12 protein-coding genes are annotated in these 14,831 nt (G+C 61.6%); 7 read left to right on the forward strand and 5 right to left on the reverse strand.

Annotation, left to right across the window (positions count from 1 at the left end):
• Nucleotides 1-369 precede the first annotated feature (369 nt).
• Both MKZ40_RS02555 and MKZ40_RS02560 read left to right on the forward strand, forming a co-directional pair.
• On the forward strand, nucleotides 370-756 hold the full coding sequence (locus MKZ40_RS02555) for a nuclear transport factor 2 family protein (protein ID WP_175088574.1): 387 nt from the start codon (nucleotides 370-372) through the stop codon (nucleotides 754-756).
• Between the two features lie 116 nt (nucleotides 757-872).
• Nucleotides 873-2,336 carry an FAD-binding oxidoreductase gene (locus MKZ40_RS02560; RefSeq protein WP_175088575.1) on the forward strand — a complete coding sequence of 488 codons (1,464 nt, stop codon included), beginning with the start codon at nucleotides 873-875 and terminating at the stop codon, nucleotides 2,334-2,336.
• Between the two features lie 241 nt (nucleotides 2,337-2,577).
• Here the strand turns inward: MKZ40_RS02560 and MKZ40_RS02565 are convergent, their stop codons facing one another.
• The gene (locus tag MKZ40_RS02565; protein WP_175088576.1) at nucleotides 2,578-4,143 is read right to left on the reverse strand and encodes a PLP-dependent aminotransferase family protein; all 1,566 of its coding nucleotides are present in this window, start codon (nucleotides 4,141-4,143) and stop codon (nucleotides 2,578-2,580) included.
• 486 nt (nucleotides 4,144-4,629) lie between these two features.
• Here MKZ40_RS02565 and MKZ40_RS02570 point away from each other — a divergent pair, with 486 nt between their 5' ends.
• The 4 genes from MKZ40_RS02570 (at nucleotide 4,630) to MKZ40_RS02585 (ending at nucleotide 8,285) form a co-directional block, all read left to right on the forward strand.
• Nucleotides 4,630-5,706 carry a TRAP transporter substrate-binding protein gene (locus MKZ40_RS02570; protein WP_254626987.1) on the forward strand — a complete coding sequence of 359 codons (1,077 nt, stop codon included), beginning with the start codon at nucleotides 4,630-4,632 and terminating at the stop codon, nucleotides 5,704-5,706.
• Between the two features lie 153 nt (nucleotides 5,707-5,859).
• Nucleotides 5,860-6,423, forward strand: coding sequence for a TRAP transporter small permease (locus MKZ40_RS02575; protein WP_217485789.1), 564 nt, complete (start codon nucleotides 5,860-5,862; stop codon nucleotides 6,421-6,423).
• Nucleotides 6,420-7,763, forward strand: a complete 1,344-nt coding sequence (locus MKZ40_RS02580; RefSeq protein WP_217485790.1) for a TRAP transporter large permease — start codon at nucleotides 6,420-6,422, stop codon at nucleotides 7,761-7,763. Before MKZ40_RS02575 ends, MKZ40_RS02580 begins: the two co-directional genes overlap by 4 nt.
• Before the next feature lie 45 nt (nucleotides 7,764-7,808).
• On the forward strand, nucleotides 7,809-8,285 hold the full coding sequence (locus MKZ40_RS02585; protein ID WP_175088577.1) for a universal stress protein: 477 nt from the start codon (nucleotides 7,809-7,811) through the stop codon (nucleotides 8,283-8,285).
• A gap of 206 nt (nucleotides 8,286-8,491) precedes the next feature.
• Here MKZ40_RS02585 and MKZ40_RS02590 read toward each other — a convergent pair whose 3' ends face one another.
• The 4 genes from MKZ40_RS02590 to MKZ40_RS02605 all read right to left on the reverse strand — a co-directional run bounded on the left by MKZ40_RS02590 (nucleotide 8,492) and on the right by MKZ40_RS02605 (nucleotide 12,518).
• A complete protein-coding gene (locus MKZ40_RS02590) occupies nucleotides 8,492-9,250 on the reverse strand; it encodes an IclR family transcriptional regulator (protein WP_175088578.1) in 759 nt (252 codons plus the stop codon).
• A 172-nt stretch (nucleotides 9,251-9,422) separates the two neighbouring features.
• The gene (locus MKZ40_RS02595) at nucleotides 9,423-10,700 is read right to left on the reverse strand and encodes a TRAP transporter large permease (RefSeq protein ID WP_175088579.1); all 1,278 of its coding nucleotides are present in this window, start codon (nucleotides 10,698-10,700) and stop codon (nucleotides 9,423-9,425) included.
• A gap of 10 nt (nucleotides 10,701-10,710) precedes the next feature.
• On the reverse strand, nucleotides 10,711-11,292 hold the full coding sequence (locus MKZ40_RS02600) for a TRAP transporter small permease (protein ID WP_175088580.1): 582 nt from the start codon (nucleotides 11,290-11,292) through the stop codon (nucleotides 10,711-10,713).
• Entirely contained in the window at nucleotides 11,292-12,518 is a 1,227-nt protein-coding gene (locus MKZ40_RS02605) for a TRAP transporter substrate-binding protein (protein ID WP_175088581.1), read from the reverse strand. The genes MKZ40_RS02600 and MKZ40_RS02605 overlap by 1 nt, the downstream gene beginning before the upstream one ends.
• Before the next feature lie 635 nt (nucleotides 12,519-13,153).
• On the opposite strand from MKZ40_RS02605, the gene MKZ40_RS02610 reads away from it, so the two are divergent.
• Nucleotides 13,154-14,797 (forward strand): choline dehydrogenase, encoded by a 1,644-nt coding sequence (locus MKZ40_RS02610; RefSeq protein ID WP_175088582.1) that lies wholly within the window; start codon nucleotides 13,154-13,156, stop codon nucleotides 14,795-14,797.
• Nucleotides 14,798-14,831: the final 34 nt, after the last annotated feature.

Genomic DNA, 14,831 nt, shown 5'->3' on the forward strand with positions numbered 1-14,831 from the left:
CTGGCTGGCTGATGCTTTCGATGGCTGATGCTCTGGCTGGCTGATGCTCTGGCTGGCTGATGCTTTCGATGGCTGATGCTCTGGCTGGCTGATGCTCTCTATGGCTGTTGCTCTGGCTGGCTGATGCTCTCTATGGCTGATCATGGCCGCCACAGACGGGGGCTAGAACGGCGTGATGGCACCAGTTGGCACCAGGGCAGCAGCGCTGGTACCAACTGGCCCAATCGCTGGTGGTCAACTGGTGCTAAAGGGCAGTGCAGGTGTCGGCGTAGTCTCGGGTCATGGCGCAGCGCTTGCTGCCGCCCTTGTCACTTGCTCAAACCACAAGCTCGACAACATACCCAACAACAAGACTGCGGAGCCCGAACCATGACTCACCAAGCCACCATCGAACTGCTGACTGCCTTCTGCGATGCCCTCAACCGTCACGACATCGACGACTGCCTGTCGATGATGACCGATGACTGTGAATTCCTCGCCATCGCCGGGCCGGAACTTGAAGGCAAGACCTTCGCCGGTCAGGACGCCGTGCGTGCGGGTCTCTCCGCTGCCTGGCAGAACGCGCCGGATGCCCAGTGGATCGACGCGGAAATCTTCGCCGATGGCGACCGTGGCTTCGTCATCAGCACCTACACCGGCACCACCGCCGATGGCGCGCGCAGCGAAGCGCGCATGATCGACGCCTTCACGCTGCGTGACGGCAAGATCGCGATCAAGAACGCCTTCCGCAAGAACCGTCCGCCCGTCAACGTCTGAGCGCCAGCGGCGTATCGATCAGGGATGAGGTTTCTGAAGCTGTCTTTGCCCAGGGGGCAGCGCGTCACGGCGTCAGGTCGTGGCGTGCGCCCCGTGGGTGAGAGGAGGTGTTCGAGATGGAAACTATCGTGCAGCACGGCGCCCGGCCAGATGAGGTGGGCAGCGAGTCACCACAGCGCCCGGCCACTCAGGCCTCCCGGCCGTATGACCCGGCCTATGACCCGCTGGTGAGCGCCACCCCCGGCGAAGGGTGTGACTACGCGCCGACCTACTGGGTCGCCACCGCCGGCGAGCCGCCGGCAGACGACGGCCCGGTGATGGGTGATATCGACGCCGACGTGGTGATCGTCGGTTCCGGCTTCACGGGGCTGACCGCCGCCATCGTGCTGGCCGAGAAGTACGGCATCAAGGCCACCGTGCTGGAGGCCAATCGGGTCAGCTGGGGCTGTTCGACCCGCAATGGCGGTCAGGCGCAGTGTGCCACCGGTCGCCTCAAGCGCTCGCAGTGGATCGAGCGTTACGGTCTCGAGGCCGCCCACGGCCTGCACCGCGAGTGCGTCGAGGGCATGGAGAATTTCAAGGAGCTGATCAAGGACATCGACTGTGATCCGCAGCCGGGCGGCCACCTGTACATCGCCCACCGCGATCGCATGATGCCGGGGCTGGAGAAGGAAGCGCGCCTGTTGCGCGAGACCTTCAATTACGATGCCCGCATCATCGATGGCGCCACGGTGCGCAACGAGTGGGTCGGGGATGAAGAGGCCTGCGGTGCGATGCACGAGCCGGAAGGTATCGGCGTGCACCCGGGCAAGTTGGCCTTCGGCTATCTGCGCAAGGCGCGCCGCCTGGGCGTCAAGGTGCACCCGGCAAGTCCGGTGGAGAGCTGGGAGACCCGCGATGGCGTGCACTATCTGACGACGCCGGGCGGCGTGGTCAAGGCGCGCTCGGTGGGCATGGCGACTGGCGGCTACACCTCCGGCAAGCTGCATCGGGAGCTCGACAAGCGGCTGATGCCGGTGCTCTCCAACTCGCTGGTGACGCGCCCGCTGACGGCGCAGGAGATCGAGGCGACCCGCTTCCATACCCATCAGGTGCTTACCGACACCCGGGTGCTGCGTCACTACTATCGCTTGCTGCCGGACAATCGCCTGCAGATCGGCAGTCGCAGTGCCGTCTCGGGGCGTGACGCGCCCAAGGCGCAATACGAGCAGCTGCTGATCGCCGACATGCACCGCAAGTTCCCCGCGCTGAGCGGCATCGAGGTTGATTACTCCTGGTGGGGCTGGGTGGATGTCAGCCACGACATGATGCCGCGCATCCATCAGCCGGACCCGAAGCAGAGCGTCTATTACGCCATGGGTTATGGCGGCAATGGCGTGATGTATTCCGCCCAGGCGGGCAAGCGCCTCGCCCAGTGGATCGCCAAGGACGCGGCGGACCTGGTGCTGCCGATCTTCCAGTCGCGTCTGCCGTACCCCAATGTGCTCAACAAGGTCGAGTCGCCGCTGTTCGCGCCGTTCCGCCGCACCGGCCAGCGCTGTCTGTATCGCTGGTACGCCTTCAAGGATGAGGCCAGGTAGGGGGCGATTAAATACAGGGTGCGATGCGAAGCAGGGCGCGACTCGGCACTGATATCACGATGAACACGATGCTCCCGTACTGATCGATGATTCGATCAATGCGGGAGTATTTTTGTTATCGAAAAGATAACCAAGCGGAGATGCATCCGTCTGTCATCACTGGCGGCTACAGGCGGGAGTGTCAGGGCCTATGTCAGGGGGGGGGGGGACGTCAGGGCGTACGTCAGGGCATATCCAGGAGCTAGCTGGCGCGCTGATGGGCTGACTTGCCATGTGCCGTGGGCAGGACGGACAACGCGGCTGTCTCTGCCTCGGGCGGTGAGTCTTCCATCGTCTCCTGCATCGCCAGTGGTACCAGCTCGGCCAGCTTGAGAATGCCGGTCTCGATGCGCGCTTCCGGAATCGCCGAGAAGCCAAGCCGGAAGAAGTGGCGATGGTTGTCGCGATCGTGGAAGAAGTGCAGGTCACCGACCTCGATCAGGATGCTGCGATCACGGGCGAGGACGGCCAGGCGGTGGGCATCCAGAGCTTTCGGGCCTTGCATCCAGAAGCACGAGCCGCCGTAGATCGCGGGCGTGCTCATCATCGGCAGATGGCGCTGGATGGCGTCACGCATCAGCAGGAAGCGCCGCTGCATCACCTGATGCATCTGATTGATCAGGCTGTCGTGATAGCCGCGCGCGATGAACAGCCCCACCGCACGCTGATTGTTGGTCGGCGGATGGCGCAGCATCAGACGGCGCAGGGCGCGGGCCTCTCGGATCAGGGTCGGGTGCGCCACCATGTAGCCCAGGCGCAGGCCGGGGGCCAGGGTCTTGGACAGACTGCCGACATAGATGACGCGCTTGTGGCGATCGAGGCTCTTGAGCGCCGGTGTCGGGTTGTCGGCATAGTTGCTCTCGCTCTCGTAGTCGTCCTCGATGATCAGGAAGTTGCCGGTCTCGGCCAGGTCCAGCAGCTGGCGGCGGCGCTCCAGCGGCAGGGTGACGGTGGTCGGCGACTGGTGGCTGGGCGTGACATATACCAGGCGGCAGTCCTTGAGCGATTCCAGCGGCTGCATGCCCTTGTCGTCGATGGGCAGCAGCTGGATATCGTCCGTGAAAGTGCTGGCGATGTTGTACATGTCGACGTAGCCGGGGTTCTCCATCGCGAAGCGCTGACCCTGCTTGAGCAGCAGCATGCAGCTGATCCACAGCGCCTGCTGGGTGCCCACCGTGATCAGGATTTCCTCCGGGCTTGCCCAGACTCCGCGGCGCGGCAGCAACCGCTGATGGATCTGCTCGATCAGCAGCGGGTCGTCGTTGTTGAGGTGGTCCACCGACCAGCTGCGGATCGACGGCACGCTCATCGAATCACGGCTGCATTCGCGCCAGTGCTGGGTGGGGAAGAATTCCGGGTCCAGCTGACCATAGAGGAAGGGGTAGTCGTACTGGTGCCAGTCACCGGGTTTCTCGATGGCGCGCTGCCCAGACGGCTTGAAGGTCAGCCGTTCATCCCAGTCGAGACTGTCGGCATCGATGTCATTGAGGCGCACCGGCGTGTCGGCGCGGCCCTTGAGAATCTCGGGATTGATGAAATAACCGCTACGCTCGCGCGCGATCAGAAAGCCATCTTCCAGCAGCTGCTCATAGGCCAGCATCACGGTATTGCGCGCGACATTCAGCTCACGGGCCAGCTTGCGACTGGAAGGCAGCGCCACATCGGGCGGCAGGTGGCCCTCGAGAATCGCCTGGGAGATCTGCTCACGAATCTGGAATTGCAGACTTTCCTTGCGTGAGGAATCGAGGTGAAACAGCGGATGACTCATGCATGTTCTCTATTGTTGTCGCGAGAGTGTCGTCACGAGGACTTCATATCACAAGTTCTCGTTTTATATGCATTTTTCATGGCTTTCTTGTTGGCATAAAGCGCCTGGAGGAGAGGCACAGGTCGGCGCGGGCGACCCGACCGCCGGGCCCAGCCTGACATCATTGAGGCAGACCCCCGTCGGGAGAGCAATAGTCAGCCGGGACTGGCCCCATCGATGCCGACGGACTGGTTCTATCGAGGAATGGCGCACGGGGGGAAAGTGATCTGGCAGGTACAACGAAAGCACAGTTCTAGCACGACGCGATTTCACACTCCCTTTCCTGGGGCTGTAGATGAGCAGGTGATGGCAATCGTGGATGACATGACGCGCTGCAAGACAACGGTGCAGACGCCAGGTCATTGACGATATGAAGTGCAGTACCCCGCTCGCTATCACGCGCAGCCGTCAGGAGCCCGCAACAACAATAACGACGGGACAGACAAGATGATCGACTCGACACAGACCCTTTCAAACCTCCGCTCCCACGGTCGCACTGGCGTGTCTCGCACCGGCGGCTTCAAGTCCACGCTGGCCATCGCGGTGACTGCCGCGAGTCTGGCCATGGCCACCGGCGCAAATGCCGCGACCTGGAAGATGGCCCTCGGCGATGCCGCCGGCGGCACCCAGTATGAACTGGGCAAGACCTTCGCAAGCCTGGTGGAAGAGAAATCCGGCGGCGACATCAAGGTGGATCTGTTCCCCAACGGCCAGCTGGGCAGTGAGCAGGACACCGTCAACAATGCCAGCATGGGCCTGGTTGACCTGTCCGTGGTGGCGATCAACAACCTGACGCCCTTCTCACCGACCGTCGGCGTGCTGACCCTGCCGTATGTGATTCACGGCCCCGAGGATGCCAAGGCGCTGACCCACGGCAAGATCGGCGATGAGCTGCGCGACAATACGCTACGTGATTCCGGTATCCGCATTCTGGGCTGGGCCTATTCCGGCTGCCGCCGTCTGACCAACTCCAAGCAGGAGGTCGCCTCCCCGGAAGACCTGCAAGGCATGGTCATCCGCGTGCCCAAGAACGAGATCATGATCTCCTCGTATCAGTCCTGGGGCGTCAATCCCAACCCGCTGGCGTGGTCCGAGACCTTCACCGCCCTGCAACAGGGAGTCGTCGATGGTCAGGACAACCCCTACATCACCATCGATGCGATGAAGTTCTATGAAGTGCAGAAATACGTGACCGACAGCTGTTACGTGTTCTCGATGGAACCCTTGATCATGGGCGAAGGCACCTTTCAGAGTCTCAGCGAAGAGCAGCAGAAGCTGGTGCTGGCCGCTGGTGAAGAGGCGACGGCCCATAGCTACGACTACCTGCTGGCCACCGAGGATTCCATCAAGAAATCACTGGTGGAAGAGCACGGCATGACCATCACCCAGCCCGCCAATGATGAGAAGGAATGGATCGCCAAGGCCTCCAGCATCTGGCCGGATTTCTACGACAGCATCGGCGGCCGCGACAAGCTGGTCGAAGTGCTCGAGACCCTCGGACGCGATCCGTCCACCGCGCCCTGATGATTCGCTGAACTGCTGAGGCTCCAGGCCCGCCCGTATTCCCCTGCCTGCACCTGCAAGTCGCATGACAGAAGCATGTCATCGATATGTCCCCTGGCAGGGGATGCGTGGCGTCGAGTGGTCATCGCTGGCGATGTCGGGGGATGTATTTCCATGCGGGTATTGTTGAAGTTTCTGGATAATCTCGAGAACTATCTCTGCCAGTTTCTGCTGGTGGTGTTCGTCATCATTCTCTTCACGCAGATCATGCTGCGTAACCTTTTCAGCTACTCGATCCCCTGGGGAGACGAGTTGGCGACCTATGCCTTCGTGTGGTTTGCCTATCTAGGCGCCGTCTACGCCACACGCATGTCGGCGCATAACCGTGTGACCTTCCAGTTTCGATTCCTGCCGCGATGGGTGGAAACCGTCTGCGGCGTGCTGACCGATATCATCTGGATCGCCTTCAATGCGGTGTTCATCTATTACAGCTACGACTTCGTGTTCAACAAGATGAATCTGTTCTGGAAGTCACAGACATTGGGTGTGCCGATGAAGTACTTCTATCTGATTCTGCCGCTGGCCTTTACTGCCATGACGGTGCGCATCATCCAGACCAATTATCTCAAGTTCGTGCGCAAGGAAGACATCGTGGACCCGGATTCCCAGGCAATGGAGGAATTGAAGCAGGGTGGTGATGGACAGGCCAGTGAAAGACAGGAGGGCGGCAAGTCATGATCGATTCCACCATCATCTACATCCTGTTTGGCGTCTTCTTCCTGCTGCTGGTGCTGGGCGCACCGATCACCGTCTCGCTGGGTGTCGCGGCGCTTGCAACCTATCTGAGCATCGATGAAAACCCGATGGCGTTCGTGCAGATCGCCTTTACCTCAGTGGGCTCCTTCCCGCTGATGGCCTTGCCGGCCTTCATACTGGCCGGGGCGTTGATGGAGGCCGCCGGCATCTCGCGGCGTCTTGTCGATATCGCCGAGGCCTTCGCCGGACCGGTGACGGGCGGACTGGCCGCCGCTACGGTATTTGCCTGCATGTTCTTCGGCGCGATTTCCGGCTCAGGGCCTGCCACCACGGCAGCGGTTGGCATGCTGATGATTCCGGCGATGGCCAAGCGCGGCTACGACCGTGGCTATGCCTCGGCGATCACGGCCTCTTCCGGTGGGTTGGGGGTGGTGATTCCGCCATCGATTCCGATGGTGATCTTCGGGATTTCCGGCATGGGCCTGCAACCGCCACCTGAAGCGGTGGCCATGCACGGGGATTTCCAGACACTGTCCATCCCGAAACTGTTCATCGCCGGGGTCATGCCAGGCGTGGTGATCGCCGGGTTCCTGCTGTTGATCAACTACGTGATCTCGAAGAAACGCGGCTATCGCGGGCTGACCAACAGCTGGTCATGGACACATATTCGCGCCACCTTGAGGAAGGGTATCTGGTCGATGCTGGCACCCTTCATCATCCTTGGCGGGATCTACAGCGGTCTGTTCACGCCGACCGAGTCCGCCATCGTTGCCATCGTCTATACCCTGATCGTCGGCATCTTCCTGCACAAGGAGCTCAAGTGGAAGCCGACGCTGCGCACCCTGGAAACCACCACCTGGATCACCGGTCGCGTGCTGCTGATCCTCTTCACGGCGACGGTCTTCGGGCGGCTGCTGGTCGAGCAACGCGTGCCGGCCCATATCGCCGAGGGCATGCTGGCGATGACCGACAACCTCTACCTCATCTGGGCGATGATCATCTTCTTCCTGCTGTTCGTCGGCATGTTCATGGAGACGCTGGCCGCGATCATGATTCTCACCCCGGTGCTGCTGCCGATCATGTACATGCTGGGGATGGACCCGGTGCACGTCGGTATCGTGGTGGTCTGCGCGCTGGCCATCGGATTCCAGACGCCGCCATTGGGGGAGAACCTCTTCGTGGCCTCGGGGATAGGCGGCGCCTCGATCGAGGAGATTTCCCTGAAGGCATTGCCGTTCGCGGCGGGCTCGGTGGCGGCCATCTTCCTGATCGCCTATGTGCCTGAAATCTCGCTGTGGCTACCCAGGGTGATGGGGTACTGAAGTGCCATCCGTACGCTAGCCCTGCAATGAACGAGGAGAAGGACGATGCCGGCAGTCAAACGAATTCTGTGTTGTGTAGGTCTGCGCGGAGACTGTGAGCGGGTACTGGCGCGCTCGGTGTGGTTGGCGGGGGCGACGGGCGCCGAGCTGCATGTGCTGCATGCGGTGAAGGCCTTGTCGGATGATGTGATGAATACCCTCAAGGTCAATATCCGACACAAGCCGACGCTGGAGGGTCTGATGCAGCAGCGGCTCGATCAGGCCAGGGAGAGCCTGGAAAAGATGCTGGAGGACTTCTGGAGTACCCATGACGATGGCGATCCGCGCCCGGTGATCGCCGGGCTGAATGTGGTGGAGGGCTATCCGGCCTCGGAGATCATCCGCTACGCCACACGCCATGACTGCGACATGATCATCATGGCCACCAACAAGCGCGGCTTCGTGGCCTCCTATGCAGGCAAGGTCACCAAGGGGGTGATCAAGCGCGCCAGCATTCCGGTGGTGGTGGTACCGACGCCTTGAGTCGCAGGAAAGAAACGCCTCAAGGCTAGACGGACGCAGCAAGACTGCAGATGAAACAAGCACGCAGAATAAAGCTCGCCCCCGCAGACAGTGACTGTCTGCGGGGGCGAGCTTTCTGGGTCATGGCCCATCTTCAGCGTGGCTCAGGTGTCACCCGGGACTTGGCTGGACCGTCTCATGGGTCATGTGCGCCCAAGGTGCACGCCTCACAGCGTGCCTTCCAGCTCAGTGGCGATCTGGCGCATCAGCGGCGCCCACTCCAGCAGGGAGTCGATGGAGTGGCGCAGGCGCGGTGCGTGGATCGCCAATGTCGCCTGGATCTGGCCAACCTCATCGAAGACTGGCACCGCGATGGCGACCATGCCCTGGATGAATTCCTCATCATCGGTGCTCAGTTGATTGCGCGCCACGATATCGAGCGCTTCTTCCAGCGTGGCCCGCGAGGTCAGGGTGCAGGGCGTGTGTGCCTCCAGCGCCAGATGGGCCAGCAGGGCACGGCGACGATGCAGCGGCATCAGTGCCAGAAACAGCTTGCCACTCGCGGTGCAGTGCAGCGGCAGGCGTGAGCCGGGCGCCAGCTGGATGCGCACCGGCCAGTTGGTTTCCACGCGGTCGTAGTACATCACCTCGTGGCCATCGAGCAGCGTCAGGTTGCAGGTCTCACCGACTTCCCTGGCCAGCCGTTCCAGCAGGACGCGGCGCGGCACCTTGAGGCCTTCATTGGCCAGTGCCCCCAGCGACATGCGCCGAAAGCGCGGGCCGGGCAGCAGGTGACGGCCATCCAGATCACGACTGATCAGCTGCTGTTCTTCCAGCTGCTTGAGCAGGCGGTGGATGGTCGGCTTGGGAATATCGAAGCGTTTCTCGAGATCGGCGGCGCTGACGGCATGCTGGGTGGTGACGATGTCTTCCAGCAGGCTCAGGGCCCGAAAGAGGGTCGAATTCGTCGTGATGTCTTTGCTCATCTAGTGTCCTCATCCTGACTGTCGGGGGCATGTCGTGGGCGATCAGCGCGGCCGACAGGGGGCAGGGTGGCAAGGCGTCAGTGCATCGATTCATCACGCAGGCCGACATCCGCTGATGGCTTGCGTGATGAGACGAAGACAGCCCCTCGCGGGGCTGTCGATGAGGCTAGTGTTACAGGTTTACCAGGAACAGGGAAAGGGAAGGCACCAGGCAGATGGCCAGCCAGCAGGCGATCAACGCGATGAAATAGGGAATCACGTATTTCACCAGTCTGACGTAGGAGATGCCGGTGATGCTGCTGGCCACGTACAGGTTGAGCCCGAAGGGTGGCGTGACGAAGCCGATGGCGGCACCGACCAGGAAGATGACCGAGAAGTGGATCGGGTCGACCCCGGCCTGCTGGGCGATGGGCGCGAGAATCGGCGCCAGGATGATCGTCACCGGCAGACTCTCCAGGATCATGCCCGCCAGCAGGATGATCAGCATGCAGGTGCCCAGCGTCAGGTAGTAGTTGTCGATGCCGCTGAGCATCTCGCTCAGTGCCTGACCGGCACCCAGCACCGACAGCAGCTGCTGCATGACCACCGAGATGGCGATCAGCGGTGCCAGCATGCCGGCGATCTGACCAGAGCGCAGCATGATGGTCGGCAGCTTCCTGAGGCTGATCTCGCGGGTGATCAACAGCCCCGCGATCATGGTGAAGCCTACGGTGATGGCGGCGGCTTCGGTCGGCGAGAACTTGCCCGAGTAGATGCCGTAGACCACCACGCCGATGGTCGCGAAGCCCAGATAGGCCTTGCGCGCCAGCCTGGCACTGACCCCGGCCTTGAAGGGCTGCAGCTGGCCCCAGCCATTCCTGCGTGCCACCAGATAGCAGGCCACCATCATCGCGACCACCATCAGGGCGCCCGGCACCATGCCGGCAATGAACAGGTCACTGATCGACAGGTTCATCATGAAGCCGTAGACGATGAAGATGATGCTGGGCGGAATGATGATGCCCACGGTGCCGCCGGAAGCCGCCGTGGCAGCGGCGAAGCGCTCGTCGTAACCGTTCTTGACCATCTCGGGCTGCATGATCGAACCGATGGTGGCGGTGGTACCGGCGTTGGAGCCGGAAATCGCCGCGAACAACCCGCAGGCGCCGAGGGTCGACATGCCCATCCCGCCGCGCATCCAGCTCAGCGTCGAGTAGGCGAAGTCGGAGAGTCGCTTGGCGATGCCCGCCGCGTTGATCAGGTCCCCCGTGAGGATGAACAGCGGCAACGCGAGCAGGCCGAAGAAGCTCAGCCCCTGGAAGAGGGTGACACCGACGTTGGCCAGCGTGAAGTCGATCACCAGACTGGTGCCGACTACCCACAGGCCGATGACGAGGAAGATGGGCACGCCGAGAAGGAAGAAGGCGGTCACGCCCGCCGTGATCAGGGAGATCCAGATACCGTCTGTCATGCTGACCTCCTCAGTCCATGATGGACGGTTGCAGGTTGAAGGAATCGCCGCGGCGATAGCGCGCCCAGTCGGAGTAGAGGTTCTGCAGTACGCGATAGATGATCATTACCCATGCCAGCGGTGTGGCGAGGTAGAACCACCACTGCATGACATTGTCGGTGCCCGGCACGATGGCGTAGTTGTCGTAGGCCAGCGTGACCTGGGTGGTGGTGAAGTAGATCACCATCATGCCGAAGCCGATCCACAGCACGGCATCGAGGATCAGGCAGGCAAACTGGCCACCGCGCGGCAGCTTCATGCGGATCTCGTTGAGACTCAGGTGAGTACGCTTCTTGACGTTGAGCGAGGCGCCGAACCAGGTCAGCCACAGGAACAGCAGCACCGGAATGCTGGTACTCCAGGGCGCCTGCAGGCCGAAGAAGAAGCGGCGGATGACTTCGACGAAGATGATGCCGGCCATGCCGGAATAGGCGATCAGGATCACGACCTGTTCCAGATGGGCGTCCAGCCACAGGAAGGGACGCGCCCAGGGCGCGGCCTTCTTGATGGCAGGTTGCTTCGTCGATTGGCTGAAGATGGTGGTATCGCCCATTACCCCCTCCACCAGCGCTGCGGCTTGACGTTGACGGCGGCGACATCACGTGGAATCTCGCGCGCGATGGTGTGGATTTCCTGATAGATGTCGAGACCGCCGGACCACTTGTTGAGGCGTTCGCGCCACTGTTCCCACGGCTCGGGATTGAATTCCGGCGAGCACATCTGTTCGGCGCGTGAGCGTTCGGCGTCAGACAGCGGTGCCACGCGTACATTGTTCTCGGCGAAGACGGTGCCGGCGGCAGGGTGCTCGGTGGCACCGACGATCTCGAAGCGGCCAGCCTCGTTCATGCCCTGGGTGAAGATCTGCGCGCAGTAGGCGGACTCCATCACCTGGTCCTGCAGTTCGGAGCCGAGGCTGTCGAACTTGGGCAGGCTCATGCCGGTGTGCTCGGTGCCGGCGAAGAAACGCAGGTCGACGGCCTGGGATACCACCGGTGCCATGCCGGCGTAGGCTACGGCGCTCATCCAGGTCTCGGCGCCATCCAGCAGACCCTGGCGCAGGCCATCGAGGGTTTCTTCCCAGGCGACCGGCACCGGGTTGAGGCCCAGCTGCTCCATCGCGATACGGCCCATCTGGGTGCCGGTGACACGGTTCTTGGTGCCCTTGAGGTCATCGATGCTGGTGACCAGCGGTTTGTCCTGCCACTTGAGGCCGAGCATGATGCCGCGCAGGTCACAGTGGGTGAACAGGAACTGGAGGTTGTGGCGTTGGCGCAGAGGTTCACGCAGCAGCTGCTCACTCTTCTTGTGATAGAAGAAGTGGAACATCGAGGCGACGGTGGGGAACAGATAGGCGAAATCGAGTACGTTCAGATACGGCGCGCTGCCCGAGGAGTTCTGGGTGGAGGCCGAGTAGATGTCGACGATGCCCTGCTGGGTCTTGCCGACGCAGTCCAGCTGGTTGCAGACCTCGTTGCTGCCCATGAATTCGACGCGAATCGCGCCGTTGGTGCGCTCCTCGAGATCGCGCGCGAAGAACAGCTGACCGGATTTCTGGATGTCGAGATTGCGCTCGTTGAAGCCCGAGGCACCGAAGCGCAGCTGGAACTTGGGCGCTGTCTTGTAGCGTCGCTGCTGCTCTTGGTCGGCGGCGCGCGCCAGCGAGGACGCGGTGAGACCTGCGCCGAGGCCGGTGGCGGCCAGCAGGGTCGAGGTCAGACCGAAGCGACCCGAGATGTCGAGGAAGTCACGGCGTGACAGCTTGCTGAGTGGCGATGGCATGGTAGTGCTCCCGGTATTGTGTTTGCTTTTGTGGTGGGATGCAGGCCTGGCGGCCGGGAAGTGATGTCGTATCACTGGCCCTGTGTTGGCGTTGTTATGGATCTTGCGGTGCGGGGCTTGCTTCCGCTGCTTGTCTGGCAAGCCGTCCGTTGCTCACTTCTTTAGCCAAGTGCTTGTTTATCCATTCTTATTTTCTGTCCTTATATGCCCGTCTTTATTTGTCAGGCGTTTTCGCAGTGCCTGTTCAGAGCGTGTCTCTTCAGAGAGTGCTGGAGCGCTTGTCAGACAAACCGCTATTTCTTCAAAGCCAATCCAAAGTCTCTTCAATTTCTCTTCAAAGTCTCCTCAAGCCCTTTTCTGGCTCTCCTCAAGCACGTCTGCAGAGCCCATGAGCCCTGCTTCTGGCCTCTCTGGTGACTGCCATTGATGGCGGTCTGTGTCGTTCTCGCTAGTTCGTCTTACATAGTTGGTCGTATAACGAGACGAAAAGTACCGTTACCGGCGTTTCAAATCTCAATGTAGGGCACTTTTTCAGCTTTGGCAAAGATATTGAGACAATACGTTTCGTATTTGACGAATTCCAATTTTGATACCATGATTATGAGACAATATGTCTCGATATGGTATATAAAATAATGAAAACAACACGTTACGCCAATGCCGACGCATCAGCCGCCTATGACTACATCGTGATCGGAGCGGGTTCAGCCGGTTGCGTGCTAGCCAATCGTCTAACCGAAGACCCTTCCATCAAGGTGCTGTTGCTGGAAGCCGGTGGCTCGGACTGGAACCCGTGGATCCATGTGCCGGTGGGCTATTTCAAGACGATGCACAACCCGGCCACCGACTGGTGCTATCTCACCGACCCTGACAAGGGCATCAACGGCCGTCGCCTTCAGTGGCCGCGCGGCAAGGTGCTGGGCGGGTCCAGCTCACTCAACGGCCTGTTGTATATCCGCGGGCAGCATGAGGACTACGATGACTGGGCGGCGGCAGGCAACAAGGGCTGGGACTTCCACTCAGTGCTGCCGTATTTCCGCAAGTCGGAATGTCAGTCGCGTGGTGCCAATCAGTGGCACGGTACCGATGGGCCGCTGCATGTCTCTGACCTGCGCCTCAAGCGCGAGATCGCCGAGCGCTTCATCAAGGCGGCAGTCGAGGTGGGAATTCCGCTCAACAAGGACGTCAACGGCGAGCGCCAGGAAGGGGTCGGCTATTTTCAGCAGACCACCTACAAGGGCCTGCGCTGCAGCACGGCCAAGGCTTTTCTGCGCCCGGCACTCACGCGCAGCAACTTGACGCTGGTCAAGCATGCGCACTGTCGCCGTGTGTTGCTGGAAGGCAAGTGCGCTGTGGGAGTGGAATACGAGGTGAAGGGCACGACCCATACGGCGCGCGCCGAGCGCGAGGTGCTGCTGTCCAGCGGTGCCATCGGCAGTCCGCAGATTCTGCAGTGCTCCGGTATCGGCGACCCTGAGCACCTGGCCAGTGTCGGGGTGGAATGTCTGCACGCCTTGCCGGGCGTCGGGGAAAACCTCCAGGACCACCTGCAGGTACGACTGGTGTTCAAGACCCAGTGCCGCACCCTCAATGACGAGGTGCGTCATCCGCTCAAGAAGCTGGCGGTCGGTACCCAGTACCTCTTCACGCGCACCGGCCCGCTGACGCTGGCGGCCAGTCAGGTGTGTGCCTTCACCCAGTCACGCGAGGGTCTGACGCGTCCGGATATCCAGTTCCACATGCAGCCGCTGAGCGCTGACAAGCCCGCCGACGGCGTGCACCCGTTCTCGGCCTTCACGTCCTCGGTGTGTCAGCTGCGCCCGCATAGCCGCGGCCAGGTGCGCATCACCAGCGCCGATGCCAGCGTCTATCCCTCCATCCAGCCCAACTACCTCAGCGCCGAGGAAGACCGCCGCGTGGTGGTCGACGCCATCAAGGTGGCGCGCCGCATCGCCCAGGCGGAGCCGCTGTCCTCGGTGATCAGCGAAGAGTATGTGCCGGGCGTGCAATATCAGAGTGATGAGGAGCTGCTGGAGGCCGCGCGTCAGTTCAGCCAGACCATCTACCACCCGGCGGGCACCTGCAAGATGGGCCACGATGCGCTGGCGGTGGTGGATGACGAGCTGCGTGTCCATGGCCTGCACGGCTTGCGTGTGGTGGATGCCTCGATCATGCCGGTGATCGTGTCCGGCAATACCAATGCGCCGACCATCATGATCGCCGAGAAGGCCGCCGAAATGATCAAGGCCGCCCAGGTGAACATGGCCCAGGTCAGCTAGCAGGCCTATGTGCCTGAACGACACATCGCGGCGG

It is taken from the genome of Cobetia sp. BMC6 (assembly GCF_029991385.1).
Lineage (GTDB): Bacteria > Pseudomonadota > Gammaproteobacteria > Pseudomonadales > Halomonadaceae > Cobetia.

Coding starts and splice junctions, on each gene's coding strand:
- MKZ40_RS02560 (WP_175088575.1), top strand. CDS start 873: ATGGAAACTATCGTGCAGCACGGCGCCCGGCCAGATGAGGTGGGCAGC.
- MKZ40_RS02605 (WP_175088581.1), bottom strand. CDS start 12,518: ATGCCATCGCCACTCAGCAAGCTGTCACGCCGTGACTTCCTCGACATC.
- MKZ40_RS02595 (WP_175088579.1), bottom strand. CDS start 10,700: ATGACAGACGGTATCTGGATCTCCCTGATCACGGCGGGCGTGACCGCC.
- MKZ40_RS02600 (WP_175088580.1), bottom strand. CDS start 11,292: ATGGGCGATACCACCATCTTCAGCCAATCGACGAAGCAACCTGCCATC.
- MKZ40_RS02565 (WP_175088576.1), bottom strand. CDS start 4,143: ATGAGTCATCCGCTGTTTCACCTCGATTCCTCACGCAAGGAAAGTCTG.
- MKZ40_RS02580 (WP_217485790.1), top strand. CDS start 6,420: ATGATCGATTCCACCATCATCTACATCCTGTTTGGCGTCTTCTTCCTG.
- MKZ40_RS02575 (WP_217485789.1), top strand. CDS start 5,860: ATGCGGGTATTGTTGAAGTTTCTGGATAATCTCGAGAACTATCTCTGC.
- MKZ40_RS02570 (WP_254626987.1), top strand. CDS start 4,630: ATGATCGACTCGACACAGACCCTTTCAAACCTCCGCTCCCACGGTCGC.
- MKZ40_RS02610 (WP_175088582.1), top strand. CDS start 13,154: ATGAAAACAACACGTTACGCCAATGCCGACGCATCAGCCGCCTATGAC.
- MKZ40_RS02555 (WP_175088574.1), top strand. CDS start 370: ATGACTCACCAAGCCACCATCGAACTGCTGACTGCCTTCTGCGATGCC.
- MKZ40_RS02590 (WP_175088578.1), bottom strand. CDS start 9,250: ATGAGCAAAGACATCACGACGAATTCGACCCTCTTTCGGGCCCTGAGC.
- MKZ40_RS02585 (WP_175088577.1), top strand. CDS start 7,809: ATGCCGGCAGTCAAACGAATTCTGTGTTGTGTAGGTCTGCGCGGAGAC.